The following is a 25,442-nucleotide window of genomic DNA, read 5'->3' as shown; positions in this document are numbered from 1 at the left end:
CAACTGCTATAGATTGAGAACCAATGCAAGTAGTTGAGTTTTTCCATGATTTTATTCAATGTCTATTATAGAAGAAAATATTTTTAATTTAAAATATATCCAACTTAGTAGAACTATCATCTGTGTGAGCTATTTTTGTTCCTTCTAAGCGGTCCTTTTTAAAAAGAGAGCTACCTTTATCTAAAATAGATTTTTGTGCAGAACTATTATCTATTAACATCATTCCTTCATCAAGGCTTGCTTCTTGCTTTGGATCTTGTTTTGGCACGGGTGATAATCGTTGGCGCCTGGTAGGAAAAAATCTTGAATCCATCGATTTTCTTTTTCTTGGTTGATTTGATTCTACCGCAACCTCGTCCTCTATCTCCATTAAATCTATTTCTTGTTGACCTCTATTTTGCCCTATAACAATACTATCAGCTAGTCGTAAGAGATTTCTAAAAGTTGGTGCAGGCAGTAAATTTTCTCGCATTGCTTTATTAACTTGCGTATTATAGACGCCTATTAATTCTGTAACTTGATGTTGATCTAAATTTTTAGTTCGTAAAATAGCTTCTATCTCTGTATCCGGATAAGGCAATATATTACATTTTATAAGCCTTCTAGCCAATGCATCACTTGCTGGCCTGCGACCTGACATAGTCACCGGATTTTGTGTACCGATGATTAAAAAACCAGGCTTATTAGGACGTTCTTTCTTCTCATTAAAACCCATTAGTAAGTCATTGATTAGACGTTCCATCATGGGTGAACTATTAATTTCATCAATGACAACGACAGCCCCCTCATTAAAAGCTTTCAGTAAACAGGCCCTTTTCTCTTCTAAAGATAAACTAACCGGGACGTGATAGAAAATATTGTCTGATAGAGGTTTTGTTGTGTCATGAATAGAGACTTTTTGATAGCCTTGCGAAAGAAGTGCGGCTATCACAAGTTCGCTCTTTCCTGTCCCAGGATCCCCTTCCAGAATTAATCCACCTAAACCACCATATTTTTGCACATCATTGATACCCTGCTGCTTATACGTACGCAGTGCTAATAAATCTAGTAATTGCTGCCATGCGGGCCTACGTGAAGGCGTTAGTAGAAATTCCTTGCTTACTATGGCTGTTTCTGTATCACGCTCAATCGGTGCAATATTCGGTTTGAACTGCGCATCAAAGGTTAAACGATTTTCTACAGGCACATTGTCAACAGCGATCTTATAACCATAAAGTTTAGCGATCTGTCTTAATTCATCTAAGCTTAAGTTAGGTTGGTTTTGTAAATAAGATGCAACAAAAAGTGCCATCATCTGAACTTCACGCGGAGAAATTAATACTCTATCGCCTGAGCATTCACACAAGAAACGATAGACGTTGAGAAGTTCACGACTGACTTGTAATATATTCTCTTTATTAAGTTTACTGCCAGCAAAAACAGGTTTTAAAATATTTTCGTAAATATATTCTTGCGGCATGGGGTCAAAGATGACTGCTCGGCCATGTTCTGCAAAAAAAGATGCTAGATGGCGTTCATCCCCATAATTTAAAGGATTACCAGCAAAAATAATTTTATGATTTGGACTTAATTTACGGATAACACCATTGATAAGGATAGTTGGGGGAATATTAAATAAGCCTTTAAAGGCAGTAAATTCTGTATTTAATAAATTGGCCTCATCAATAAATAATATCTTTTGTTTATCAAGTTCATCATCTTGTGCCCAAGCTAAAAGGTTGCCTAATCCCTGATATAAATTAACATGGTTTTTATTTTTAAATTGCTTTTCAACAAAGGTCGATTTACCAACGCCCGTTAATCCGGTTAAGAACACATACGGGCTGTAAGCGAACACCGCATTTACCGCTGCTAACCGTTGTTTATCAAAATCCTTCGCAATGGAAACGCTGTTTGCTGCATCAAACTCTTTTAATCGCACGTCACCTGACAGCCCATGTAAGCCTGCCCAATTTAAGTCACTGTTAATTTCATTAGGGTGGTGGTGTAAGTAAAGTAAACGTGAATAAAGTGTGTCAAAGGATTCGTGCATAAACAACGTTTCATCTTTTATTTTATAAATGTCTGTTGGAAATAAACGCTGTAGTAGAGACCACTTATCCATTGAACTTACATTATGTACTTGAGTAATCGGTAGATAAGAAAAATGATTTTTATCGCTGACCAGCACAAGTTGGCCCGGTTTTAATTTATTTAAGTGACTTAATAAAATTGGGGCTAGCGCATCAATTAACTCGTCTGAAAAATGGCCTTTTAAGATAATGGGTGTGCCATCTTTTATGGCGTTTAGTAAGGCACGTTCATATGATTGAAAAATGAGGCCCTGCTCATTATTAAATTCAGTATGAATGTCATTTAATAAATCACTAGGTTCACATTCTGATACATCAATGACGCGATAATCAGGATTTTTTGTTATTAATTGATGAATCGTGGTACTGATATCATCACTTTGAATAGCTGTAATAGATTCTTTAATAGCACCTTGCCATGTTTGAAACGCCTGTGGCACCTTTATGAAGTTAGGTTGATTTAAAACGTCAGGTAACTTAATACCTGGTACTACATGAATCGTTAATTTAACCTGATGTTGTTGGCAAGTTGCTAACAACATTGCCCATTGATCATCTGTTAATTCACGCGTTAATTGTACCGTCAAATCTTGTGCGGCATACTGAGCGACCAAGCCTGGTTCCATTATCAGTTGTTCAGTTTGGCAATTATATTGATTAAAAAAGATGCTAAATTGGCCTGGGTTTAAGACGTGAGCTTGGGTATTAAGGTGATGGGAGAGGGTAATATGGGTCACTAAATGAGACCAATCATAACCTTCGTTTCCCTTAAGCTTAAATTCTTTAGGTAAATTAATCCGCTTTCCTTCATAATCAATATAACCTAAGGCCAGCGCTTGTTGCCAAAATTGCTTAAACGCTGGGTTATCCCAAGGTCCATTCTTAATATTAAGGGGCATATTTTTCTTTAATGCTGTTTGAAGTTCACCTTCTATAAAAGTAAGTTGATTACCTTTAACAGCCCAATAACCCAATAAGCGCTCTTGCCAATCTGATGCATGATAAAGGTCAATGGCGTTGTCATCTTGAGATAGTTTATTAAGCTCAGTTATAGTCGGTAACGGTGCTCGTTGATTAAGCTCATCAATTAAAACTTCAGAGGTTAGGGGACACGTTTCGATCGTATCAAAACGTGAATAAAAATCTTCGCCTTGATAACACTCTTGTTTTTTCGTATTGATTAACCCAATTACTTGCGTGTTAGCGGGTAAAAACGTACCATCAGCATGGGGTGTTTTATCAATTAACGCATTGAAGCGTACAATATCATCGGCATCAAAATTATCGTAATTAACAATTAAATAAATAGGTGTTTTGCTCGTGCGATAAGTTTCTAGGAAATCATATAAGGGCCCACCAGGTCCCTTTTGTATCATGCCAACCTCACCTTGGCGTTTTATAAAAGGAGCTGAACACACTAAATCATCGGGTGAATTTATATAAAAGTGAGGGCGGGTAGTGTGTTTACAATAATCTTGTAAGCTAATTTGCAGAGTATGAACTGCTTCTGAGTTTGCGAATTCGATGAGTGTTTTTTTTCTTCCTTCTTTTGCTACATGCTGACAATAATGTTTCACTGAGCTTATTTCAGGTTTTACTTTCTCCCAAGTTGCTAAATATTTTGCGTAGAGGTTTTCTAATTTTGAGGCATGTTTTGCAGCTTTAATTGTTTCTACTTTTTTAGCGTTCAGTATTTTGTCTGGATGGTTCGTGTCATCAATCGTATAGGTGGCGGGGTAACCACCTAAATCAAGTTTATGCCATTGATTTGATAAAAAAACCTCAGCAAAAGCATGAGATGTATTACCGACATAGCGTGTTGGAATTTTCTGACCATATAAATGTTCGTTTGTCGTCCGGAAGGCTAAGGTACGATGTCGACAAGCGCCTTTTCTCTGCTTAATAATTTCTTCTAAATAATCCTTACCTGTGGGGGTTACTGTTGCATATTGAAGCGCACCATCAGTGAATTTTTCTTGAAAAAATTTCTGCATCCTTTCGCAATATGCTGCTTGATCTAAAGATAGAGGTGGTTGGGGTGGGATTTTTAATAAAAAAGAGATATTGACAGATGTATCTTGAGGGCCATACAGATAATATAAATTATCCCGCTCTGAGTATTTTAGCTCAACACCTGGCACTGCTGGATTAAGGTGATAGTGAGTAAGTAATTCATGAGCAACCCAAGAATCAAGTGCCACACCCTTGGGTGAAAGGACCAGTTCTTGTTGTCCATAATAATAAATAATACCGCTTTGTTTAGCTTTTTCCTTAGCAACTAGTGCTTGCCCTTGTTTTATTATTGCCTCTACACTGGCTAGTTGCTCAATATCAGAAGGCTGAATTAAATAAGGATCTCCTACATTATTTAATGTAAAGGCCTTATCTAGCGAGCATGGTTCTGGATTAACTACAAAATTGTTGTATACCTGTTTACGATATAATCTTATATCAGGTGTTGGTGTCTCAGCATCTAAGGGAAAAAAGGTTTGTTTGAGATTATACTTTTTATTTGTGTCTAATTTTGTGTTTGCGTCCATAAGTTGAGAATCTTCTAAAGAATGGGACGCTACCGATTCATGAGTAGTTTGTTGATAGCTATTAACTGCCGATTTAGTAGAATTTTTTTCTGTATCTCTAAAAACTTTTAATACTTTCTGTTCGTTTAAAAATTTCTCGAAATCGGCATCAATTAAAAGGTTATTGCAGCCAACTATATTAAGCTCTAAAAGGTTAGGGGCTGCTCTTAAAATCGCTTTTAAATTATCAAGACTTATATCAGTACTTGTTAAGATAAGTTTTTCTAATTTGGCTAATTTAAAAGAGTGGTCGTTTTGAAAGGCAAAGTTTAATCCCTGACAATTCGATAAATCTAATATTTCCAGCTCACCTGCTTGTTTAAGAATTGTTTCAAGGTCAGATATTTTTAGATCATTATTCTTTAAATAGAAGGACCTAAGATGATTGAAATTAACATTTTTTGTAAAATCAATGAATGTAATACTTTCACTATAGCTACCATGTAGCTCTAAATATTCAAGATCGTTGGTATTTTTTAATATATTGTTTAAATCTGCCTCACTGATATAACTCCCTTTTAGCGTGAGTTTTTTAAGCCTACTTAAGTTCAGTCCTTGGGTTGTATTATTATCAATAACACAATTGCTTAATTGTAATGAGGTAAGCGCTTCTGCTTTGTTTAGGATAGTATACGCAAAGGAGTTAGGACTAGATAATTTTAAACCTTGGAGCTCCAGCTTGTTAAGAAAATTTAATTCAATTTCTTCTGGTGAATTATAGGTAAAATTTCCACTCTCCCCTAAAACTAAAATTTCTAGTTTTTTAGCTTGGGTTAAAATGGTAGCTAAATTATGAGCAGTTATATTTTTTAATTTAAGCGTTTTAAGCTGTTTAAAACTGCCAGTTAATAGCGTGTCATCTTCCTCTAAGTTATAACATCCAATCAAATCTAATAATTCAAGATTGTGCGCATCTTTTAAAATAGCTATTAAATTAGCAATAGTAAGATTACTATGATCTGCATGTAGCTCCCTCAGGCTAGAAAAGCAAATGTCTTGTAGATTATTGTCAGAATTAAGAATAGCCTCTGATAAATCTAGTTTTTCAATAGCTGGCGCTTGTATTGACAAGTTTGTTAAGTCTAATAAATAAAGTCTTTTATAGGGTAATATCAAATCTTTTAAACAATTTAATGGTATATCAATATTGGCTAAAGGATATTCTTCATTTAATTCTAGTGCTTTAAGTGAGGTTGCTTGTTGTAAAATAGTTTTAATAGGTATTTTCCTTAAAGTTTCAGGGCTTTCTACTATTTTTAAAGTGTTAAGGCTAGTTAAATTAAGCTGTCCTGCCAGAGTTTCGGTATCTGTCAACTCAACTTCTTCTAAGGCTAAGGATTTGAGTGAGCATGCTGATATTAACGCTTCTAGGTTGGTTAACTTTGTGGTTATCTTCAATAATGAAAGTGACTTGATGGCGGCCAGGGCAGATAAATTTTGAAAGTCGATGCTTAAGCTTACCCCTTTTAACGTAAGCGAGCGCAGCTGAGGAAAATAGCTAAGAAGCTTTGTCAGCTCTTCTGCTTTAAACTCACCTTTGAAATCAATGGTTAATTTTTCTACAAAATTTAGCTCAGTGGAAGATAGCCTTATGTTTTCAAGACTTATAGTTCCTGGCCGTAATAGCTCATCTATTCGTGCTCTATCAAACCAAAGCCTTTTATTTTGCTTATAAACAGGCATCTCTTTAGATAATATTGATAATAAACCCTCAAATTGCACACTCGAAGTATCTTCTATAACAGCATTAAAAGGTGGTACTGCTTGTCTAATTATAGCCAAAATACTCGTTTTCTCAGAAAAAGACCTTAAGTCACTTAGATATAATTGTTGGTTTTGACTATCAGTAGAAGTTTTTAATAATTGATTCAACTCGAATTTATTAAGAATTTTGATTTGGTCTTTTATTAAGTGATGCTGAGAATTTGCTGTAGCTATCATCCTATTTCTAGTAGTTGGTGTAATTAGCTGACGAACTGACTTGTTTTTTAGACAGCGAATAGATCTGTCATTCATTGCGAGTATTTCGCCATCTTGCCAAAGGTAAACTGGGAAACCATCTTTAATTAATTGGGTTAATTTTTGTATAATTTCTTCAATTTCCCATTCTTCTAAATTCAGTAATGTCCAATCCGCAATGATAAGCGACTTGGGTTTTGATTTACCAATTGCATGTGTTTTTTTGAAGGGAGCTTGATTTTTAAGTAATCGATTAACAATTAGTTTACCTTGGGGCGCACGGCTGAAAACCTTGCCCTCAGTTTTATTAGTAAAATAAAAGGAATCTTCGGACATAATGATAAATAATTATACATATTGATCGTTATTATAGTTTAATTTAAATTTATTATTTGTACAAAATATAGACGATTAGATTATTTAAACATTTAAGTAAATTTTAATGGCTTAAGCCGTGGGATTTTATTATTTGACTAAGCCACGGCTATTATTAAGATAAGGTATTAAAATACTAAGTTCTGTTAGATCAACTCTGCTGCAAGCTCATGCTCTTTAGCGAAAGCCCTATTAGATTTATTATTTAAGCCTTTCATCAGATCATCCACTAATTGCCTTAACTCGCCGCACAAAAGGGTAAGCGAGGCATCTTGTTTTAAATAATCTTCTTCAAGTTGATTGATATCATTAAATTCATCAATTAGATAATCTAGGCTTTTTAAACGTTTGAAAGTTAAGTCATGCGTTAAAGTAAACTGAATGCGTTCATTCCAGATTAAAGAGATTTCAGCCGCTGCTAAGCCTTGGGTTAATAAAGTAACTATTTCTTCTGAAGGTAATTCATAACCCCTACAAGTAATTCGCTTTTTTTCATCATCCATAGCAAATAATAAGCAATCAGAAGCCAGTTGGAAAGGCGCGGGTAATGTTGCGGGATTCGTTATCCATTCAGCAAACCGAAGCGCTAAGTTATCAGAATGAGAAAGGGGCTCAAGTTGAACTTTAGGTAGGGTTTTGCGAAGAAGTGAGGTAAGTTGTGAAGCTTGGTTTTCACTTGCTGTATTAATAATTAAGCGTTTAGCTTGCGTATCCAAAATAGCTAATAAACGTTTTTGAATACAAAATGATTTGGGTAGCAGTTCAAATTCCACTTCTTCAGTTAATTGTGCTTTTTCAGAGCGTTTAATTTTTCGCCCATGTTGGGTTTCTAATTGCAAAATTCGTTCTGCAACGACTTGATTAATAACGCTGCGGGGTAAAATACGTTCTGTTTTACCTAAACAAAGGAGAAGGGCGCCGGCTACTTCACAAGTAAGCTCCTCGCCAGAAACAGGCAGCCAGCCATAAATAAAGCGGGCGTGCGGTGGGCAAGGTTTTAGTTTTTCTTCTACTAATAAAGGGGCAAAATCTAATTTTTCATCCGCAAGCTCATAATGATAAATAAGCGCATTGTTAAACCACATGTAATTTATCCTGTTTACAAAAAAGGGCATGCTAGCATGATTAATTTTGATAAGCTATTCACGATGATAGTCTTTAATATGCTTAATAAATAAGCATATTTATTAAATATAAATATTTAAGGCAACAACTACTGATTTAAAATCCGTAGCATCCTTGCCTGCTACTGAAAACCAGTAGCCGCCAATAATACCAACGTTGGCATTAAAATTATATTCAATAGCTGGGGCAAGTGATATTTCTTCTAAATATTGATGTCCAATAGTCGGTACTTTATTTTTATCAGTTAAACCTCGAAAACCACGAAAACGAGTTTTGTCCCGACTAGCATAATATCCTTCCATGACAGCAACCCAATTTTGCGTAAGATTTAATTCCCAAGCTAAATCAAAGGTGAGCATATTGCCAGGGTTAATCCTGCCATTCGTATTAGCTGTTCCACCATAGGCTGTAACACCCCTTATATTTACATCAAGAGGAATAAGGTAGCCAGCACTAAAGCGTGTACGCAGGTAATTTACTTCAGTTAATTGTAATAGGTGCTGAAAATTTAAGTTAAATCCAGTTTGATAACTACCCAGCCCTGTTGCGTCGACACCATTGTTTAGTGGATTTAAATCTTTAAATTTTCCACTGGGGAAAATTTCTTGCACGGTAACTCGTAAATCGGGCCACCATTTAGTTTTGCCTTGTTCAAGAGCTTGATAGCCTAATATTGCACTAACGTCAGCAATATGCTGATAACTTCTACCTTGTTGTTCATTATAAGTGTAAGGTAAGGTGTACTGAATATCTAATTTATCTGTCATACCATGTGTAATAACAGGATTTCCTATGATGCTCTCACTATGAGGAACATGAGATAGGCGCCAGTGCCGAGTATATATGCCATCATTATCTGTATAAAAAGCATACGGTTCAAGGTTCGTGTGGCCTCTAGGAATTGTATGGCCGGCTGGCGCCAGAAGAGGGCCGGTATACCACGGGCCTGCAACTGCACTGCTACACATTAAGCTAAATAAAAAGGGTAAGAATCTGGCTGCGAACCGGTACATAATTATCCTTATTAAACTAATTACTAAATTAGAAGATTTTAATCCTTTGGATTTTTGAAAGATGAAGGTAGCGCAATCGCTATATATTTCAATTTTCAAAACTATAGTGTAGATTAGCCGACTTTTGATATTTGTGAAATACCCATGAGACCTGTCGTTTATCTTAATCCTGAAAAACAACATACTATGCGCCGCGGCCACCCTTGGATTTTTCCCAAGGCAATTAGTAAAACACAAGGTAAACTTAAAACGGGCGAGTTCGTGGATGTGGTTGATTTAAATACCAAGGAGCGATTAAGTTTAGGCGTTTATAATGAACATTCTTTATATCGGGTACGAATACTAGCCCAAAGCTGGGAAGTGACTACGGATTTTACATTGTCTAAGTTATTAGCGCAGCGATTTAAGCAAGCTTTAGCCGTAAGAAAAGCACTCAATTTACCTAATCAATTAACTAATGCGTTTCGTCTTTTTAATAGCGAAGCAGATGGTTTATCTGGTTTAACAATTGATTATTTTAATCAAGTTTGTGTTGTGTCAAGTTCTGCTTATTGGGTCGAACTGCATAAAGATGAAATTACTGCTGCTCTTAAACGTATTGTAAGTTGCGAAAGAATAATTTGGTTTGCGCAACAAAAACCTTTAAAACAAGACGGTTGGGATGTTATTGAAGAAGTATCACGAGAAGAGTTTTTTATAGATGTTTCAGAAGCAGGCATAATCTATAAAGTGAATTTTGCAAATGCGCAAAAAACAGGGCTTTTTCTTGATCAACGCGAAAATCATGAGCGTATTGCCCATCTTGCACATGATAAGCGCGTTTTAGATTTATACACTTATACTGGTGGCTTTGCCCTTCATGCAGCGCATGCTGGGGCAAAACATGTTTTAGCAGTTGATAGCTCAGCACCAGCTATCTCGCAAGCAAAACAAAATGCTATAAAAAACAACCTTGCCAATGTTGAGTTCATCGAAGGTGATGCGCGTGATTATTTAAGTCAAGCGCATAATTATGATTTAGTTATTCTTGATCCGCCTAAATTAGTCCCGTCTAAACAGCATCTGCAACGGGCAAAAAATTATTACCGTTTTCTGCATCGAGAATTATTTAATGTGATGCAATCAGGCTCTTTATTAATGACGTGTAATTGTTCTTCAGCACTCTCAACTGCAGAATTTGTTAATCTTATTCAAATGCAAGCGTTAGCGGTTCAAAAACAGGTGCGTATTTTAGGCACATTTGGGCCAGCCAGTTGTCATCCAACACTCCCTTCTTTTCCCGAAGGGAATTATTTAACGGCTGTCTTAGTAGCTATTGTCTAGCCTTGGATTTTTCAGGCATACAAAACCTTCATATTAGTTAGGTTACTTTTTCAATCTTATTTAAAACAAAAATAAACTGTACTTAATTAAACCTTAAATTTCATTTCCACGTTTAATCCCGTTTTTATTTAATTTTTTAAAATTAAAGTTCATTTCAATTTTTTATCTCGAAAAAACATTTATTTATCAACGGTGAGCCAGGAAATTAACCTCGGCTGTTATTAAATATATTTTTTGTTAAATTATTGATTAAATAATGCAGTATATGTATAATAAAAAACCATAAAGGTCATCTATTAACTATAGTGACTGGCAGTTAAATTGAGGTGAAGTTTAAATGAAAATTAAGACAGAAAAACGTGGAAAAGAAGCTAAAGGCCTACTCAAAAAATTTAAAAAAAATAAAGATAAAAAAAGCACAACTAAACAAAATGAGACTAAAACAACCGAAACGGGTAAAAGATTTGTAGCTTTTGATGATGCTGGACAAGAATCAATAGACGCCATCCGAGATAAACTTGGAATTCATAGTGATCATGTTTATCTTATTAAAGATAAGAATACAAATCAACAAAGAGAAGATGAGCTAAATCCTATAGCGGGTCCTTTTGAAGAACTTGTTATCTTAGGGCATACGGGTAATGATGCTAAAAAAGGGAAAACCACGTTAGGAGACTATAATGCCAAAGCATTTGCAGAGAAGCTAGCATTAAAAGTTAATCCTAAAGATAGAGGTAAAATTAAACATATTTTCATCATTGGTTGTGAAGTAGGCTTATCTAAAAATGGGAAAGAATCTTTAGCTCAAGAGATTGCTAATGCGCTTTATCATGAAGGATTTAAAGGTATTGAGGTCCATGCGATCACGAACCCTGCCGAACCAACTTGTTATGGCATGCGTGTTGAAGTTGTGTCAAAAGTAGGTGCCGAAGGAATTGTTTATCAACATGTACCGGGGCAGTTACTAGCTCATTTTCATAGAACTCAAGAACAGGAAGACTTATGTGTTGAATTAAGTAATCAACCTAAATTTTCTAACCGGGCGACACAAATTACAGCAGATACCAGATATAAATCACGATCTACCCTGGTAGATACAGCTGATATTCGTGAAGAACTACTACGCCCACATAATACGTTTGTGCCTGGGGGAAAAGGACCGCTAGCTAAAAAAAATCTGCAATGTGAAGAATTTAATGTTTTAGTTGAGAGGACCTCTAGAACACATAAGGATAAAAAATTAAGAGAGAACCTTCAAGAACTTTTACCAAAATTAAAAGCAGCTAAAAATAAAGTTGAGTGGGAAAATGTTATTATCGAACCACTAATTAAGTATTATGATAGTCATAAAGTCGTAGCCGCACTTCACTTGCAAAAACACGATGCTAATGCTTCTAATTTTTATTTAACTATAAAAAGTATTTATACTGGGGTTGACTTGAGCTGGGATAGGTTAGAAGATGAAGTTAGACACAGAGCTCAGAAAAAAACACACTCTGAACAGGCTAGTGATAATAGGCATGATGAGAAAAAGACGCAGCAGCACAATAAAAGGCCAGAAGAAGCGCCAGTCATAAGTAAGGGTTCCGATAAAAAACAAGACGAGGGCGTAAGAAACCGTCGAAACAATAAGAGAGAATCAGTAGTAGTAGATAACACTGTCGTGGTGAAAAATATATTAGCAAAACTTATTGGCGAAGGTGAGGAAAAAGGCCTATATGAAACAAGAAGGACTTCGGATAATTGTTTAAAATATCTTTGGTTCTTTAAACCAAAATCCGATCGAAAAGAGCAACTTGAAAAGTTAGTGGGAGTAGGTAAGAACCCAAACGCAGGAGAAAATGAGGTTAGAGAAGTGATCAATGATGTATTGGGGCAATTAAATCTTGAAAAAAATAAAATACAAAGTAGTCTTCAAAATATTCTTGATGAATGTTTAGGCACATTAGACAATAGGAATAAAAATTCTCTTTAATTACATATATTTTTAGTTCCCTAACTTGACCCAATTGATTCTCTTTAACAGTCATCTCTTGGGTCATACTTAGTTAAAGATATCTTAAATATTAAATAATTTTATTTTATAAATTGCACACTATATTAACTCAAAATAATCTGACTATAATCATAATTTGTTGATAGCTAAAAGGAAATCTACTTAAGCGTCAATGAATTTCTATAGTATTATTGATGTTGAGTTTAATTATTTTTTACTTGATGGCGCCTCTGTAAGCAATTAACTACTGTATAAAAGTTGCTTTCACAGGCGGTTAACAGCACTAGCAAATGATAAATTAAATCAGCACTTTCATTAATTAATTCTTCTTTATCATTTTTCATAGCAGCAATCACGACTTCCGTTGCTTCTTCACCTACTTTTTGAGCGCAGCGTGCAAGTCCTGATTGTAATAGTTGAGTAGTATAGCTTGGCTGATTTAAGTTATTGGCGCGGCTTTTGATAATGTTATTTAAGTCACTTAAAAAACTAAGTTTTGTATTAATTGAAGGTTGAAAACACGTTTTGAAGCCTAAATGGCAAGCCGGGCCTTGCGGTAGTACTTGAATTAATAGGCTGTCTCCGTCGCAATCTGTGCTTATTGCCTGTACCGTCATGGTATTACCTGACGTTGCACCTTTACGCCATAATTCATTGCGGCTGCGGCTAAAAAGCGTTAGTTCTTGCGTTCGTTGGGTAATCTCTAACGCTTCTTTATTCATATAACCTAGCATAAGCACATCACCACTTTCAGCATGCTGAATAATTGCAGGTATTAAATTAGACATTTTTTCCCAGGCAAGCTTCGTTGCGTCAATTTCATTCATTGTCTTACCTCAATTTGGTTTGATGCTAGATAGGCCTTAAGCGTAGGAATGGCTAGGATTTGATCATGAAAAACGCTAGCTGCTAATGCGCCTTCAACTTGGGCTTCTTTAAAAACACAGCTAAAATCTTCTTCTTTGCCTGCGCCTCCTGAAGCAATAAGGGGAACATCTGTAACAGAGCGAATTTGTTTTAATTGGGCAATATCATAACCACGGCGCACACCATCAGATTGCATGCAATTAAGCACAATCTCACCTGCGCCTCTGTCTTGTACTTCTTTAACCCAATCAATGGTTTTGCGTGCCGCATTACGGATGGTTTCTTTGCTGCCTGTATATTGAAAAACATAAAAGTCATCATCAATCCATTGGCTATCGATACCAACAACGACACATTGACTACCAAATGTCTGGCTTAGTTCGTTAATGAGATTTGGATTTTCTAATGCTGGACTATTAATAGAAATTTTATCTGCGCCAGCATTTAAAATTGACTTTGCTTGATTAACCGTACGAATACCACCTGCAACTGTAAAAGGAATATTAATCGTTGCGCCGACGCGATTAATCCATTCTGGGCAAACGGGACGCGCGTTAGAACTTGCCGTGATGTCATAAAAAACTAATTCATCTGCTCCTTCATCTGAATAGCGTTTGGCTAATACAAGGATATCGCCAATGATACGATGATTATCAAATTTAATGCCTTTAACAACCACATTATCACGTACATCAAGGCAGGGAATAATTCGTCTAGCTAACATACAATACTCTCAAAAGATGAAATAGAATTAGCCTCATAAAGCATACGACCTAAAATGGCAGCGCTTACACCAAGCTTCGCTAACGTATTTAAATCATTTTCATCACGTATGCCACCGGAAGCTTGCCATTGCAAGTTAGGGAAGCGTAAGGTAGCTTGCTGATAGAGTTCAAAGTTGGGGCCTTCTAACATGCCATCGCGGCTTATATCGGTACATAAAATAGTGTTGATATGCCATTGTTGATAATGTGCAGCAACTTCCCATAAATTGGCTTCAGTTAAAGTTTGCCAGCCATGAATAGCCGGTTTAGGTATTTCATTTTCAATGTGCACATCGATAGCAAGGATAACATTATTAGCGCCTGCTAAATCTATAATTGACCGGGTTAATTCTAAATCAGTAACCGCGATGCTGCCTAAAACTAATTGGTTAATACCTGCATCAAGACAGCTTTTGGCTGTGTCTAAATCACGAATACCGCCGCCTACTTGCAAAGTACAGCCAGCTATCTGTAAGGATTTAATTAAAGAAAGGTGTTGAATTTTACCTGTTTTAGCACCGTCTAAATCAACAATATGAAGGTGATTTGCGCCACGTTTAACATAACTGCTTGCTAATGTTAAAGGATTATAAGAATAAATAGTTGTTTGGTTAAATTTACCTTGTCGTAATCGAACACATTGCCCTTGCTGTAAATCAATCGCAGGAATAAGTTTCATTTAAAACTCCAACAGTTGCAGCGTTAGATTGAATAGTTAAAAAATTTCGTAATAACCGTAGCCCTACAGTTGCTGATTTTTCCGGATGAAATTGCATGCCATAAAAGTTATCTCGCTGGACAATGGCTGTAAATTTTATACTGTAATCACAAAAAGCAAGTGCATGGTTTTGCTCTTCTAAAGCAAAGCTATGTACGAAATAAACATAGTCTTTATTCGTTAAGTCATCTTGCAGCGGAGAAGGACGAACCCAGTTTAACGTATTCCAACCCATATGTGGCACTGGATATCCTTTTTGTCTAGGCAGACATTTAGCTATACCAGGAATGAGTCCAAGGCAATCTACATTGCCTTCTTCACTATACTCAAGTAACAACTGCATGCCTAAACAAATACCTAAAACGGGTTGTTTTAAGGCTTTAATAACAGGAATAAGTTGGTAATCATGTAATGCTTGCATACCTGCATGAGCTGCCCCTACACCGGGAATAATGACATGACTTGCGTTACTAACTACGTCTAAGTCATGGGTAAGTTGATAATCATACCCTAATTGTTTTAAAGCGTTAGCAAGAGAGGTTAAGTTATTACCGCTGACATCAATAATAGCAATCATAAAACCCCCTTGGTAGAGGGTAGAGTGGTATCCGTTTGCTGTATGGCTTGTCTTAATGCGCGACCAAATCCTTTAAAGCAGGCTTCAATCATATGATGATGATTTTCACCCTTAACTGAGATGTGTAAACTGGCACTAAGGCTATCTGCTAAAGAATTAAAAAAATGCGGAATCATCTCTGTGGCTAACCCGCCTACAAACTCCCTAGTAAATTTACCTTCAAATTGAAAGAAGCGTCGACCACTTAGATCAATAGCGACACTTGCTAGCGCTTCATCCATAGGGAGGGTGAAGCCATAACGACCGATGCCCCATTTATCACCTAATGCAGTTTTTAAGGCTTCTCCAAGCGCAATGGCTGTATCTTCAACTAAGTGATGTTCATCAACTTCTGTGTCACCGCGAGCTTGTAAATTTAAAGTAAAGCCAGCATGTTTAGCAATCTGCTCTAACATATGACTAAAAAAACCTATAGGCGTTTCAACGTTGCTCGATTCATTTGAATCTAAAATTACTTCAATAGAAATATCTGTTTCATTGGTTTTACGCTTAATAACTGCCTGGCGTTTAGTATTTAAAATAGCTGCGGTAATGTCCTGCCATCCATGTTCTTTTGATACAGGTAGAAAGTTGATATTTAAATTATCCGCAAACTGTTTATCTGTGGCACGATCACCAATCATCCAAGAATATTCACGATTAAAATTATTGGATTGCAGAAAATTCTTTAGTAAACCAATCTTAGGTTTACGACATTCACATTGGTCAATGTCTTGATGCGGGCAGATAAAAATATCATCAAAGTCAATACCTTGTGATGAAAAGAGGTGCAAAATAAAATCATGACAAATCTGAAACTTTTCTTGGGGAAAGCTTGAAGTACCTAAGCCATCCTGATTACTTATCATAATCAAACGATAGCCGGCATTTTTTAAAGCAAGCAAGGATGAAATAACATCTGGGCAAAGCCGAATTTTGTCTAATGAATCAACCTGAAAATCATAAGGCTCCTCTACTAAGGTGCCATCACGGTCAATAAATAATATTCTTTGCATAATACAACTCATTTAATATATTTTAGTTCAAGCCTTAGTAACTAAGTAGCAATTAAAACATCCTCAGTAAATTCTTGTAGTAAGGTCATTAAAATCTGATTAGTAGCCTTATCACTGATACTAATTCGTAAAAACTGCTCAAGAGGCGTATTTAAAAAATCGCGCACTGTGAGATTATGTTGTTTAAACCAGTTTGTTAATGCTTTGGCATGTTCAGTTTTAACAAAAATGAAATTAGCTTCACTGGGGTAAATGGTTTCGATAATAGGTAACTGCTGTAAAAAACCATAAACTCGATCTCGTTCATTAAGAATTTGGTGCACGCTGTCGGTTAGCCACTCTGGCTGTTGTAATGCCTGTTCGGCTAAGGCCATGACAGGGCTTGCTAAGAGGTAAGGCGCCATGATCTTTTGTAATGCTTTAATTACCCACGGGTTAGCAATGACACTTCCTAAACGAAGTCCTGCTAAACCAAACGCTTTAGATAATGTACGAAGGACAACAAGATTTTCATGTTGCGAAAGTAACGTTGTTGCACTCGAGCAGGCTGCAAATTCAATATAAGCCTCATCAACTATAACCATTGATTTACTGCTGAAATGTTGACAAATAGCCGCTAGGTTGTCGAGAGTGATTAAGTTACCTGTAGGATTATTCGGTTGGCAAAGAAAAATAAGTTTACAATGAGGTTGCCAAGCTGCAAAAAGTTCATCGAGTGATAAGTCAAATTGTTTTTCAGAATTAAGAGGACAGTTAATGACTTCAGCATGTTGCAGTTGGGCATAAAACGTATACATAGGAAAAGTAGGCGGGCACTGAAGAATACTATCCTTTCCAGGGCTTAAAAAAAGACGCATAAGAAAATCTATTCCATCATCGCTGCCTCGTGTTAGGGCAATTGATTGACTATCGACTTGATAATGGTTTGCTAGTTGTTCTTGTAGTGCGATTTGATCATTAAGATTTGGGTAATGATTTAAAGCGAGTGTTTGTAATTTAACCGGTGACCATGGTGACTCATTAGCATGTAAGCGATAAATAGGGTTGTCTTGCGAGGGTTTATACTCTTTTAAGTTTCTTAATTCAGGACGGATTAAATCCATTAATGACATATTAATTCTCCAAATTTTTTAAGCGAATGCTAACCGCATTGGCATGTGCATCAAGGCCTTCTAATTGCGCTAAAGTGATTGCAGCTTGACCTAGCGTCTTAATACCTATTTGATCAATTTCCTGCACAGTAATTGATTTTAGAAAATCGAGTGTACTAAGTCCGTTATGATTGCGCGCATACCCATTAGTTGGTAAAACATGATTACTCCCGGTCACATAATCACCTAAGGTTTCAGCAGCCCACGGGCCAATAAAAATAGTCCCGGCAGCATTGATTTGTGAAACCCAGTTTAATGCATCTTCCCGGTTAATAATTAGGTGTTCTGGTGCATAATCATTAATTAAGGCAGGTTGCTTATTTATTGGACATATAATGATTGAACTTTGTTCTAAAGATTGTTTAATAATTTCTTGTCTTGCTAGAGAGTTAAATTGGTTGGCTATTGATTTTTGAACAGCAAGGGCAAGTGCTTTATTTTCACATAACAATATAACTTGTGAATCCTTCCCATGCTCAGCTTGTGCTAATAAATCAGCAGCAACATAATCGGGATTAGCTTGATTATCGGCTATAATTAAAACTTCAGAGGGCCCAGCAGGCATATCAATAGTAGCGCCATCAGGATCAAGAGCAACTTGTGCTTTTGCTTCCGTAACAAAACTATTGCCAGGCCCAAAAATCTTATCAACTTTAGTAACAGATTTGGTACCATAAGCCATAGCAGCAATAGCTTGTGCGCCTCCAATAGGATAAATGGTATTAATGCCACATAATTGTGCGGCGACTAAAAGGTGAGGGTTTATTTCCCCTTCTTTATTGGCAGGGGTGCATAAAACTTTTATGGGACAACCAGCAATTTTGGCTGGAATTGCTTGCATCAGTAAAGAAGAAATCAAAGGGGTGTTATTTCCACCTGGTATATATAATCCAACTCGCTGAATTGGTCGATAAATACGTTCTATTTTTACACCTGGTGTCGTTGTAATACTTAAAGGCTCTGGTATTAAACTTTGATGATATGACGTAATGGTTTTTATGGCAGTTTTTATTGCATCAAGTGCCTCTTTGCCTACCGAAGCTTGGTTAATTTTTTCTTGAGTAATTTGTAACGTTTTTAATTTGCATTGATCAAATTGATAAGCAAACTCAAAAAGTGCTTTGTCACCGCGCTCTCGAACAGAATGGATAATTGCTTTAACTTGATCCTTGATATTGTTTATTTTTTTAGGTCTTGTTAGGAGGCTAGTTTGTTCTGCTAAAGATAAGTTCTGCCAATCAATAATTTTTAACATCAATTACTCCAGCATTTTTTCAATAGGTAAGACTAAAATTGAACTTGCCCCTAATGATTGAATTGTTTCTAAGGTGTTCCAAAATATCCCTTCACTTGAGACAACGTGCACTGCAACTTTATCAGGATAATCTGACAGCGGCAAAACAGTAGGTGACTCGGCACCCGGAAGCGCTTGGCAAATTCGAATAAGTGCAAGCTTTGGTGCATGAAAGACAATGTATTTACGTTCGCAAGCTTGTAAAACTGCTTGAATTCGCCTTTTTAACATAGCAAATAAATTATCAAATTCATCGGAAAATGATTGCCCAGATTGAATAAAAACAGCCTGGCTTTCTAAAACCGTATCCATTTCAATAAGTTTATTATCTTCTAATGTTTGTCCGCTTGACACGATATCGCAAACAGCATCAGCCATTCCCATGCGTGGGGCTACTTCTACCGATCCCGATAAAGTTAAAATATCGGCGCAAATTTTTCTTTTTTCTAAATATTGTTTAAGTAAATTAGGGTAACTTGTTGCAATGCGTTTTCCATCTAAACTACCAGGATTTTGATAATCAAATTGTTCAGGTACAGCAATAGCAAGACGGCAACGACAATTACCTAAAGGAAGAATGACCTGGTAATTTGCATTACAGGTATTTGCTGCTGCCTCAAGTAAAACATTTTCACCTACAATGCCTGCATCACAGAGTCCATCAAAAATTAATGTTGGAATATCATCATCACGTACAAAAAGAAGATCAATTGGAAAATTGTCAACATGACAAAGCAATGCATTCTCTCGAAGCCGAAAGCGAAGGCCACAGCGTTTGAGTAAATTTAAAGATTCTTGAGCTAGTCGCCCTTTTTTTTGTAGGGCTAAGCGTAAACGTTTAGTCATGCTGATTTAATCTCTCTGCAATTAAGGAGTAGCCGCCACTTCCCATCATTAAGCTGCGCGCAACACGGGTTATAGTAGTTACACTGACACCTGTTTGGTCATGAATAGAACGATATGAAATTCCTTGGCGTAACAAAGGGACAACTTGAAAGCGATCAGCCATTGCTTCAAGTTCAGCAGGTGTACATAAATCATTGAAAAATGCACTTGCTTCTTCTTCATTGTTTAAAAGGGCGATAGCTTCCATTAATAATTGCTGGGCTTGTCGCTTAGATCCATGATTTATTTTCATATTAATGTTATAACGCATTAAAACATTAATACAATTTATCAAAATATATACACTAAGTCAATACGCTTTAAAGAATTAAAAAATATGGTATAAACATATTTAAAGTTTTTTCTATTAAATTTCAGATACGCGCAAGGGAAGCAAGGGATTGTACATAGGAGTATAAGACTGAGCTGAGCGAACTTGTAACGTAGGATAAAGCTTAGTGGGAAACACTATATTTAAGGAGAAAATACGTGCTACTTAGAAAAGATGATTCCTGTTTACTTTTAATTGATGTACAAGAAAAACTTATCCCTCTTATTGAGAATAATGAATCTGTAGTTGAGCGCTGTCAATGGTTATTGCGCTTAGCCAATGAACTTGCGATACCATGTCTTGTAAGTGAACAATATCCGCGTGGGTTGGGGCCAACTTTGGATTCACTTAAAGCGCTTACTTCTCAAAATACCCTAATTGAAAAAGTGCATTTTTCTTGTTCTGGAGAGCCAACTTTCAAGCAACATTTAAATGAGATTAATAAAAAACAATTAATACTGATTGGTATAGAGGCACACGTTTGTGTTTTACAAACAGCGCTTGCTTTAGTTGCTGAAGACTATGAGGTATTCATTGTGGTTGATGCTGTTGGTAGTCGTAAAGCGTTAGATAAAAAATATGCACTTAAACGCATGCAGCAATTAGGAATAACCCTTGTAACATCCGAAATGGTTTTTTTTGAGTGGATAGAGCAAGCGGGAACGCCCCTTTTTAAAGGGTTAAGTGCTAAGTATTTAAAATAAATGAATGAATTAAGAGAGAAAATAAATGAATTTAGATAATCAAATTGCAGTGATAACGGGTGGCGCTTCCGGGATGGGAAAAGCTTGTGCCTTAAAGCTTGTTGATAGGGGAACGCAAGTTGTTATCTGGGATAAAGATATTAGTTCCTTTGTTGATTACCCAAATATTGTAGCTATTGAGTGTGATGTTAGCCTCGATAATAGCGTAACTGAAGCAATAAATAAAACCAAAGAAAAAGTAGGCATTCCAAGAATATGTATTAATTGCGCGGGTATTGCGCCTGCCAAACGTTTGGTAGGGAAAGAAGGAGCAATGCCTCTAGATGCTTTTAAAAAAGTCATTGATATTAACCTGATTGGCACATTTAATGTGATGCGTATGGTAGCTGAAGCAATGATTGAGCTTAATATTGAGGAAAATAGCCAAGAACGAGGGGTAATTATTAATACCGCTTCTATTGCAGCATTTGAAGGCCAAATTGGCCAATTAGCTTATAGTGCTTCTAAAGGTGGCATTGTTGCTATGACATTACCTGCAGCCAGGGAACTAGCTCAGCATGCCATCAGGGTTAATACTATCGCGCCTGGTTTAATTGCAACCCCTTTATTACTTAATATGCCTAAAGAAGTACAAGATAGACTAGCAGCAACAGTTACCTTTCCAAATCGTCTGGGCAAACCTGAAGAATTTGCTGATTTAGTAGTTCATATTATAGAAAATCAACTCATTAATGGGGAGACAATTCGTCTAGATGGAGCTCTAAGAATGCAGGCTAAATAGTATTAAAGAGATAGTTTTTTTGATATCAGTAGAGAAACTCTATCCTATAATATTCAAATTATTGAGTTAGAATCATAGTGATTTCCTACATTAACTTCTATAATTTTTCTATACTTATAATCATATCGAGTAATTTTCAGAGCCTTTTTAAGTATGAAGAGGCTCTGTAAGTGTTTTTATACTAACCTTAGTCATTTATATGGATTTTTATGGATAGGGATGAAGTAAGAGAAAAGTTAAAAAAATTTCATTTAAGCAAGCCACTGCTAAATAGTATTTTTATTGCAGCACTACTACTATTTACAGTGCTTACTATTTATTTTTATCAGCAAATTAAAGATTTAATCAATGCTAATAAATGGGTCACGCATACTTATCAAGTCATTCAAAAAATAGATTTAATTTTATATAAAACAGTTGCCCTGGAATCTGATCAGCGCGGTTTTCTTTTAACTGGCAATGAGCGCTTTGTAGAAGATGTAGATGTTGTCAAGCAAGATTTAAATAATGCTTTACAAGAGGTAAAAATTTTAACGCAAGATAATCCAGAACAAAATCAGCGAGTCATTCGTTTTACCAATCTAATCAATACGCGTATCGCCATCATCCAAAAAATTATTCAATCAAAAAGATTAAATAAATTTAATACACCAGAAGGTGCGCAATTGCTTATGGATGGTCAAGATACGTCTTTACGTCTAAGAGGTTTAGGCCAAGAAATTAAAGCAGTTGAAAAGGTTTTGTTAGAAGAACGGCATTCAGATGCGATAAGACATATTGATACAACGAATAAAGCTTCAATTTTTGGTAATTTTATCAGTATCTTATCTCTAGTCATTGCCTTAATTTTAATTAATAGAGAATTAGCTATTCGCAGAGAGATAGAAATTCAAAATGAAATGACTCAAGCTCGCTTAAGAAAGATTATTGAAAGTGCTAGCGATATGATTGCAGCACTTGATAAAGATTGCCGCTTTTTACTTTTTAATGATGATTATCAGCGTGATTTTAAACTCATTTTCGGTAAAACAATTTGCATAGGCATGTCATTACAAGATGCCTTTTCTGAAGCAATAGAAAACAAAGAAAACCTTGTGCAAACTTGGAAGGAATCCCTGCGTGAAGACAATACACTTAAAACCGTCAAAGTGACTGTCGATGATGAAGAACGTATTTACGAAATATCAGTTAACCTTATTTATAATGAAAAAAATGAGTTTAATGGGGCTGTGCAAAGTGTGCGCAATATTACTAAGAGAGTGCAGGACCATATCGAATTGCAAGAATCTTATAAGAAACTTGAGCAGGGTATGGAAGCCTTAGAAGATAAGAATAAACAGATTACTCTTTTAGTTGAGATGAGCGATATTATGCTTGCCTCTAACTCACAAGAAGAACTAAGTGAGGTGATGTCTAAATATTCCGCTAGACTTTTAAATTTTGCTAGTGGTTATTTGTATGTCATGCATCCTTCTAAAAATTATTTAGAAATTATATCGCGCTGGGGAGAGCCAACTTCCCAAGATACGACCTTTGTGCCTGAGCAATGCTGGGCAATACGCTTAGGTCGTAAGCATCATGTAAGTAGTAGTAATCGCAGCGAATTAATTTGTAGCCACATAAAAATAAGTAATCCTGAGCAGAATGCTTTTTTATGTGTGCCTTTAATGGCACAGAATGATATTTATGGGTTGTTATATTTAGAGCTTGTGCGTAATGGCGCAGACATTTTAGATGAGAATCATAAGCTTTTAATTAATGCTTTTGCTGAATTAGCAGCGTTAGCTTTAGCAAATGTACGTTTACGCGAGAACTTACGCTATCAATCAATTCGTGACCCATTAACAGGACTTTATAATCGTCGCTATTTAGAAGATTTTCTTTTTAAACATGTCCACCAAGCAGAGCGAGCTAAAACAACCTTCTCTGTTTTAATGCTCGATTTAGATCACTTTAAAAAAATCAATGATTCGTATGGTCATGATGCAGGGGATGCTGTGTTAAAAGAATTGGGTCGTATACTACAAGGCATTATTCGAATTGGTGATATTGCAGCGCGTTACGGTGGAGAAGAATTCGTAGTGGCCTTTTATGATATAGATCATAAAACAACATTGACACGAGCTGAAAGTATTAGGCAAGCTGTTTTAAGACTCCAAGTCCGCTATGGTGCACAACAAGTTGGGCCCATTACTGTATCAATTGGCGTTGCTATGTACCCCGGTGATGGTAGAACGCCTACGGAGCTAGTAGAGGCTGCAGATAAAGCATTATATACGGCTAAGCATAATGGTCGTAATCAAATTATCTCTTTTGCTGAAATAAATAAAGAGTCATAAGCTTTTAGCTTTGAAATCTTTTAGTTATTAAACCTAATCTAAGGGCGTTTAATATCACAGAGACAGAACTTAGAGACCTCGCCGCGGCTGCAAAGATAGGGATTAATAATAAACCTGTAAAAGGGTAAAGAATGCCCGCTGCAATTGGGACACCAATAACATTATATTGTACTTTATTAGTTTGATAGTTTGAGAACGATAATGACAACAATTATGGTCATTAGATTTTTTTATAGAATCATGATTTTCATTAGGTTACTTATCCATTACTTTACCCGTAACCGTTTAGTTCTGCTCACCAAGCTTTTAGTATTTACTCTGGAACACTTAAATCATTAGAGTTGATTGAAAATAATTAGATTAGTTGGATTAATAATTAATATTAGAGTTATTGCATAATCTGCATCTTTTACTTTATTGCTATGTTGCAAACGTTACTGCGGTGCTCATTTACTCTCTAAGCTCTGCTCCTCAAAAACTTTGCGCCTTGCACTAAAATAAAATCTACAGGTTATGCAATAACTCTATTATAGTTGCGCTCAAATTAAAAATAGTGCGAGTGACTATTTTTAATTTGATACGAATGAGAAAAAACTACGCTATTTATGCACCTTAAAAATCAGCAATTAGCTTTAGAGCTACTTGCTCACTATTAATCTGATAACGTCCAGACGCAATTTCATGCTTAAGGTGCGCAATGCGATTTTGATTAATAGTAGTGGCTTGTTGAATTATCTCTTTTAAAAAAGAAAACTGACTTAAAAAGATAGTCCAATCATGGTTACTGTAAGGCAAGAATTGATCTTTCGACAACTTAGAATTGTTTCCATTATTTACAGATTTTACCATAACCATGTCCTCAATCTCATTCACCATTTTTAATCGGCTCCTTATGATAAAATCTTTAGAAATTTCAATTCTTATTTAATCTATAACATAAGTTTTTAATGATGTCATTAGTTGAAATTAATATAATAAAAATTTTTTTTATTTTTAAGAAAATAGCCGTTTCTCATGAATTCGGGTAAGCTGCTTTTTTCATTAAAAGTGTTTGAGATGTTATCTATGAAAAAATGGTTAAAACTAATCTTTTTAAATACGCTATTTATTAAAGTCTCATTAGCAGCAACACATCAACCCGAAGTTTTTCTAGCTAAAATACGTGGCAAGCCCGATGAAGGTCAACAAATTGTTCAACACTTTTGTGCCAATTGTCATGCAGTAAAGCCACTTATTGAATTAGGCGCACCAAAAATCGGTGTTTTAACAGATTGGGAAATGCGAATGAAGCAAGGTTTTGCTAAAGTTTTTGAGCATACAGCCGAAGGAGTGGGTGCTATGCCTGCTCGGGGCGGCTGTTTTGAATGTACTGATAAACAATTACAGCTTGCTATCTTGGCAATGTTGCCACTTTCTTTGCAAAAAGAGCTTAATAACAGTCTAAAAGAGAATAATTAACTCAATAAGTTAAAAATTTCATTTAAAAAGCTAAACCTATTACAAATTCTCCCGATAAAGAGTAAAAAGGGAGGAT

The 25,442-nt window shown here is 35.9% G+C and carries 19 protein-coding genes; 6 read left to right on the top strand and 13 right to left on the bottom strand.

The genetic code is table 11. The annotated features are described in order from the left end of the window. Positions 1-88: 88 nt before the first annotated feature. The 3 genes from DYH30_RS09675 to DYH30_RS09665 form a co-directional block, all read right to left on the bottom strand. Positions 89-6,946 carry an AAA family ATPase gene (locus DYH30_RS09675; protein WP_115331467.1) on the bottom strand — a complete coding sequence of 2,286 codons (6,858 nt, stop codon included), beginning with the start codon at positions 6,944-6,946 and terminating at the stop codon, positions 89-91. A 185-nt stretch (positions 6,947-7,131) separates the two neighbouring features. Next, positions 7,132-8,070 (bottom strand): recombination-associated protein RdgC, encoded by a 939-nt coding sequence (locus tag DYH30_RS09670; protein WP_115331466.1) that lies wholly within the window; start codon positions 8,068-8,070, stop codon positions 7,132-7,134. 102 nt (positions 8,071-8,172) lie between these two features. After that, positions 8,173-9,123, bottom strand: coding sequence for a hypothetical protein (locus DYH30_RS09665; RefSeq protein WP_115331465.1), 951 nt, complete (start codon positions 9,121-9,123; stop codon positions 8,173-8,175). 144 nt (positions 9,124-9,267) lie between these two features. Between DYH30_RS09665 and DYH30_RS09660 the strand changes: the two genes are divergently transcribed. Both DYH30_RS09660 and DYH30_RS09655 read left to right on the top strand, forming a co-directional pair. Further along, the gene (locus DYH30_RS09660; protein ID WP_115331464.1) at positions 9,268-10,446 is read left to right on the top strand and encodes a class I SAM-dependent rRNA methyltransferase; all 1,179 of its coding nucleotides are present in this window, start codon (positions 9,268-9,270) and stop codon (positions 10,444-10,446) included. 337 nt (positions 10,447-10,783) lie between these two features. After that, positions 10,784-12,421 (top strand): hypothetical protein, encoded by a 1,638-nt coding sequence (locus tag DYH30_RS09655; protein WP_115331463.1) that lies wholly within the window; start codon positions 10,784-10,786, stop codon positions 12,419-12,421. A 224-nt stretch (positions 12,422-12,645) separates the two neighbouring features. On the opposite strand, the gene hisIE is transcribed toward DYH30_RS09655, so the two are convergent. From hisIE to DYH30_RS09610, 9 genes are read right to left on the bottom strand one after another with little or no spacing between them, the layout of a single operon-like run. Then, positions 12,646-13,269 (bottom strand): bifunctional phosphoribosyl-AMP cyclohydrolase/phosphoribosyl-ATP diphosphatase HisIE, encoded by a 624-nt coding sequence (gene hisIE / locus DYH30_RS09650; RefSeq protein WP_115331462.1) that lies wholly within the window; start codon positions 13,267-13,269, stop codon positions 12,646-12,648. After that, entirely contained in the window at positions 13,266-14,033 is a 768-nt protein-coding gene (gene hisF, locus DYH30_RS09645) for an imidazole glycerol phosphate synthase subunit HisF (protein WP_115331461.1), read from the bottom strand. Before hisF ends, hisIE begins: the two co-directional genes overlap by 4 nt. Then, positions 14,027-14,752 (bottom strand): 1-(5-phosphoribosyl)-5-[(5-phosphoribosylamino)methylideneamino]imidazole-4-carboxamide isomerase, encoded by a 726-nt coding sequence (locus DYH30_RS09640; protein ID WP_115331460.1) that lies wholly within the window; start codon positions 14,750-14,752, stop codon positions 14,027-14,029. Before DYH30_RS09640 ends, hisF begins: the two co-directional genes overlap by 7 nt. Next, positions 14,730-15,368, bottom strand: a complete 639-nt coding sequence (hisH, locus tag DYH30_RS09635; protein WP_115331459.1) for an imidazole glycerol phosphate synthase subunit HisH — start codon at positions 15,366-15,368, stop codon at positions 14,730-14,732. Before hisH ends, DYH30_RS09640 begins: the two co-directional genes overlap by 23 nt. Beyond that, the gene (gene hisB, locus DYH30_RS09630; protein ID WP_115331458.1) at positions 15,365-16,423 is read right to left on the bottom strand and encodes a bifunctional histidinol-phosphatase/imidazoleglycerol-phosphate dehydratase HisB; all 1,059 of its coding nucleotides are present in this window, start codon (positions 16,421-16,423) and stop codon (positions 15,365-15,367) included. The genes hisH and hisB overlap by 4 nt, the downstream gene beginning before the upstream one ends. A 41-nt stretch (positions 16,424-16,464) precedes the next feature. Further along, positions 16,465-17,535 carry a histidinol-phosphate transaminase gene (gene hisC, locus DYH30_RS09625; RefSeq protein ID WP_115331457.1) on the bottom strand — a complete coding sequence of 357 codons (1,071 nt, stop codon included), beginning with the start codon at positions 17,533-17,535 and terminating at the stop codon, positions 16,465-16,467. Position 17,536: 1 nt separating this feature from the next. Next, positions 17,537-18,829, bottom strand: coding sequence for a histidinol dehydrogenase (gene hisD / locus DYH30_RS09620; protein ID WP_115331456.1), 1,293 nt, complete (start codon positions 18,827-18,829; stop codon positions 17,537-17,539). 3 nt (positions 18,830-18,832) lie between these two features. Next, positions 18,833-19,714, bottom strand: a complete 882-nt coding sequence (hisG, locus tag DYH30_RS09615) for an ATP phosphoribosyltransferase (RefSeq protein WP_115331455.1) — start codon at positions 19,712-19,714, stop codon at positions 18,833-18,835. Beyond that, on the bottom strand, positions 19,707-20,006 hold the full coding sequence (locus tag DYH30_RS09610) for a YerC/YecD family TrpR-related protein (RefSeq protein ID WP_115331454.1): 300 nt from the start codon (positions 20,004-20,006) through the stop codon (positions 19,707-19,709). The genes hisG and DYH30_RS09610 overlap by 8 nt, the downstream gene beginning before the upstream one ends. A 236-nt stretch (positions 20,007-20,242) precedes the next feature. On the opposite strand from DYH30_RS09610, the gene DYH30_RS09605 reads away from it, so the two are divergent. From DYH30_RS09605 to DYH30_RS09595, 3 genes are all read left to right on the top strand, one after another. Then, positions 20,243-20,788, top strand: a complete 546-nt coding sequence (locus DYH30_RS09605) for a hydrolase (RefSeq protein WP_115331453.1) — start codon at positions 20,243-20,245, stop codon at positions 20,786-20,788. A gap of 25 nt (positions 20,789-20,813) precedes the next feature. Continuing rightward, positions 20,814-21,569 (top strand): SDR family NAD(P)-dependent oxidoreductase, encoded by a 756-nt coding sequence (locus DYH30_RS09600; RefSeq protein ID WP_115331452.1) that lies wholly within the window; start codon positions 20,814-20,816, stop codon positions 21,567-21,569. A 209-nt stretch (positions 21,570-21,778) separates the two neighbouring features. Next, positions 21,779-23,908 carry a diguanylate cyclase gene (locus tag DYH30_RS09595; protein WP_115331451.1) on the top strand — a complete coding sequence of 710 codons (2,130 nt, stop codon included), beginning with the start codon at positions 21,779-21,781 and terminating at the stop codon, positions 23,906-23,908. A gap of 612 nt (positions 23,909-24,520) precedes the next feature. On the opposite strand, the gene DYH30_RS09585 is transcribed toward DYH30_RS09595, so the two are convergent. Next, positions 24,521-24,784, bottom strand: coding sequence for a flagellar biosynthesis anti-sigma factor FlgM (locus DYH30_RS09585; protein WP_115331449.1), 264 nt, complete (start codon positions 24,782-24,784; stop codon positions 24,521-24,523). A gap of 189 nt (positions 24,785-24,973) precedes the next feature. On the opposite strand from DYH30_RS09585, the gene DYH30_RS09580 reads away from it, so the two are divergent. Continuing rightward, complete coding sequence (locus tag DYH30_RS09580; RefSeq protein ID WP_115332546.1) at positions 24,974-25,366, top strand: c-type cytochrome; 393 nt, start codon at positions 24,974-24,976, stop codon at positions 25,364-25,366. Positions 25,367-25,442: the final 76 nt, after the last annotated feature.

Source organism: Legionella busanensis, from assembly GCF_900461525.1.
GTDB lineage: Bacteria > Pseudomonadota > Gammaproteobacteria > Legionellales > Legionellaceae > Legionella_C > Legionella_C busanensis.
The sequence above is the reverse complement of the archived record's forward strand: the minus strand, read 5'-3'. Positions and strand labels throughout refer to the sequence as shown.

What these genes read in the sequence shown, in the direction of transcription:
- DYH30_RS09595 (WP_115331451.1), top strand. Translation starts at nt 21,779, where the DNA reads ATGGATAGGGATGAAGTAAGAGAAAAGTTAAAAAAATTTCATTTAAGC.
- DYH30_RS09670 (WP_115331466.1), bottom strand. Translation starts at nt 8,070, where the DNA reads ATGTGGTTTAACAATGCGCTTATTTATCATTATGAGCTTGCGGATGAA.
- DYH30_RS09600 (WP_115331452.1), top strand. Translation starts at nt 20,814, where the DNA reads ATGAATTTAGATAATCAAATTGCAGTGATAACGGGTGGCGCTTCCGGG.
- hisB (WP_115331458.1), bottom strand. Translation starts at nt 16,423, where the DNA reads ATGCAAAGAATATTATTTATTGACCGTGATGGCACCTTAGTAGAGGAG.
- hisIE (WP_115331462.1), bottom strand. Translation starts at nt 13,269, where the DNA reads ATGAATGAAATTGACGCAACGAAGCTTGCCTGGGAAAAAATGTCTAAT.
- DYH30_RS09580 (WP_115332546.1), top strand. Translation starts at nt 24,974, where the DNA reads ATGAAAAAATGGTTAAAACTAATCTTTTTAAATACGCTATTTATTAAA.
- hisH (WP_115331459.1), bottom strand. Translation starts at nt 15,368, where the DNA reads ATGATTGCTATTATTGATGTCAGCGGTAATAACTTAACCTCTCTTGCT.
- DYH30_RS09640 (WP_115331460.1), bottom strand. Translation starts at nt 14,752, where the DNA reads ATGAAACTTATTCCTGCGATTGATTTACAGCAAGGGCAATGTGTTCGA.
- hisG (WP_115331455.1), bottom strand. Translation starts at nt 19,714, where the DNA reads ATGACTAAACGTTTACGCTTAGCCCTACAAAAAAAAGGGCGACTAGCT.
- DYH30_RS09675 (WP_115331467.1), bottom strand. Translation starts at nt 6,946, where the DNA reads ATGTCCGAAGATTCCTTTTATTTTACTAATAAAACTGAGGGCAAGGTT.
- DYH30_RS09665 (WP_115331465.1), bottom strand. Translation starts at nt 9,123, where the DNA reads ATGTACCGGTTCGCAGCCAGATTCTTACCCTTTTTATTTAGCTTAATG.
- DYH30_RS09660 (WP_115331464.1), top strand. Translation starts at nt 9,268, where the DNA reads ATGAGACCTGTCGTTTATCTTAATCCTGAAAAACAACATACTATGCGC.
- hisF (WP_115331461.1), bottom strand. Translation starts at nt 14,033, where the DNA reads ATGTTAGCTAGACGAATTATTCCCTGCCTTGATGTACGTGATAATGTG.
- DYH30_RS09610 (WP_115331454.1), bottom strand. Translation starts at nt 20,006, where the DNA reads ATGAAAATAAATCATGGATCTAAGCGACAAGCCCAGCAATTATTAATG.
- hisC (WP_115331457.1), bottom strand. Translation starts at nt 17,535, where the DNA reads ATGTCATTAATGGATTTAATCCGTCCTGAATTAAGAAACTTAAAAGAG.
- DYH30_RS09585 (WP_115331449.1), bottom strand. Translation starts at nt 24,784, where the DNA reads ATGGTGAATGAGATTGAGGACATGGTTATGGTAAAATCTGTAAATAAT.
- hisD (WP_115331456.1), bottom strand. Translation starts at nt 18,829, where the DNA reads ATGTTAAAAATTATTGATTGGCAGAACTTATCTTTAGCAGAACAAACT.
- DYH30_RS09655 (WP_115331463.1), top strand. Translation starts at nt 10,784, where the DNA reads ATGAAAATTAAGACAGAAAAACGTGGAAAAGAAGCTAAAGGCCTACTC.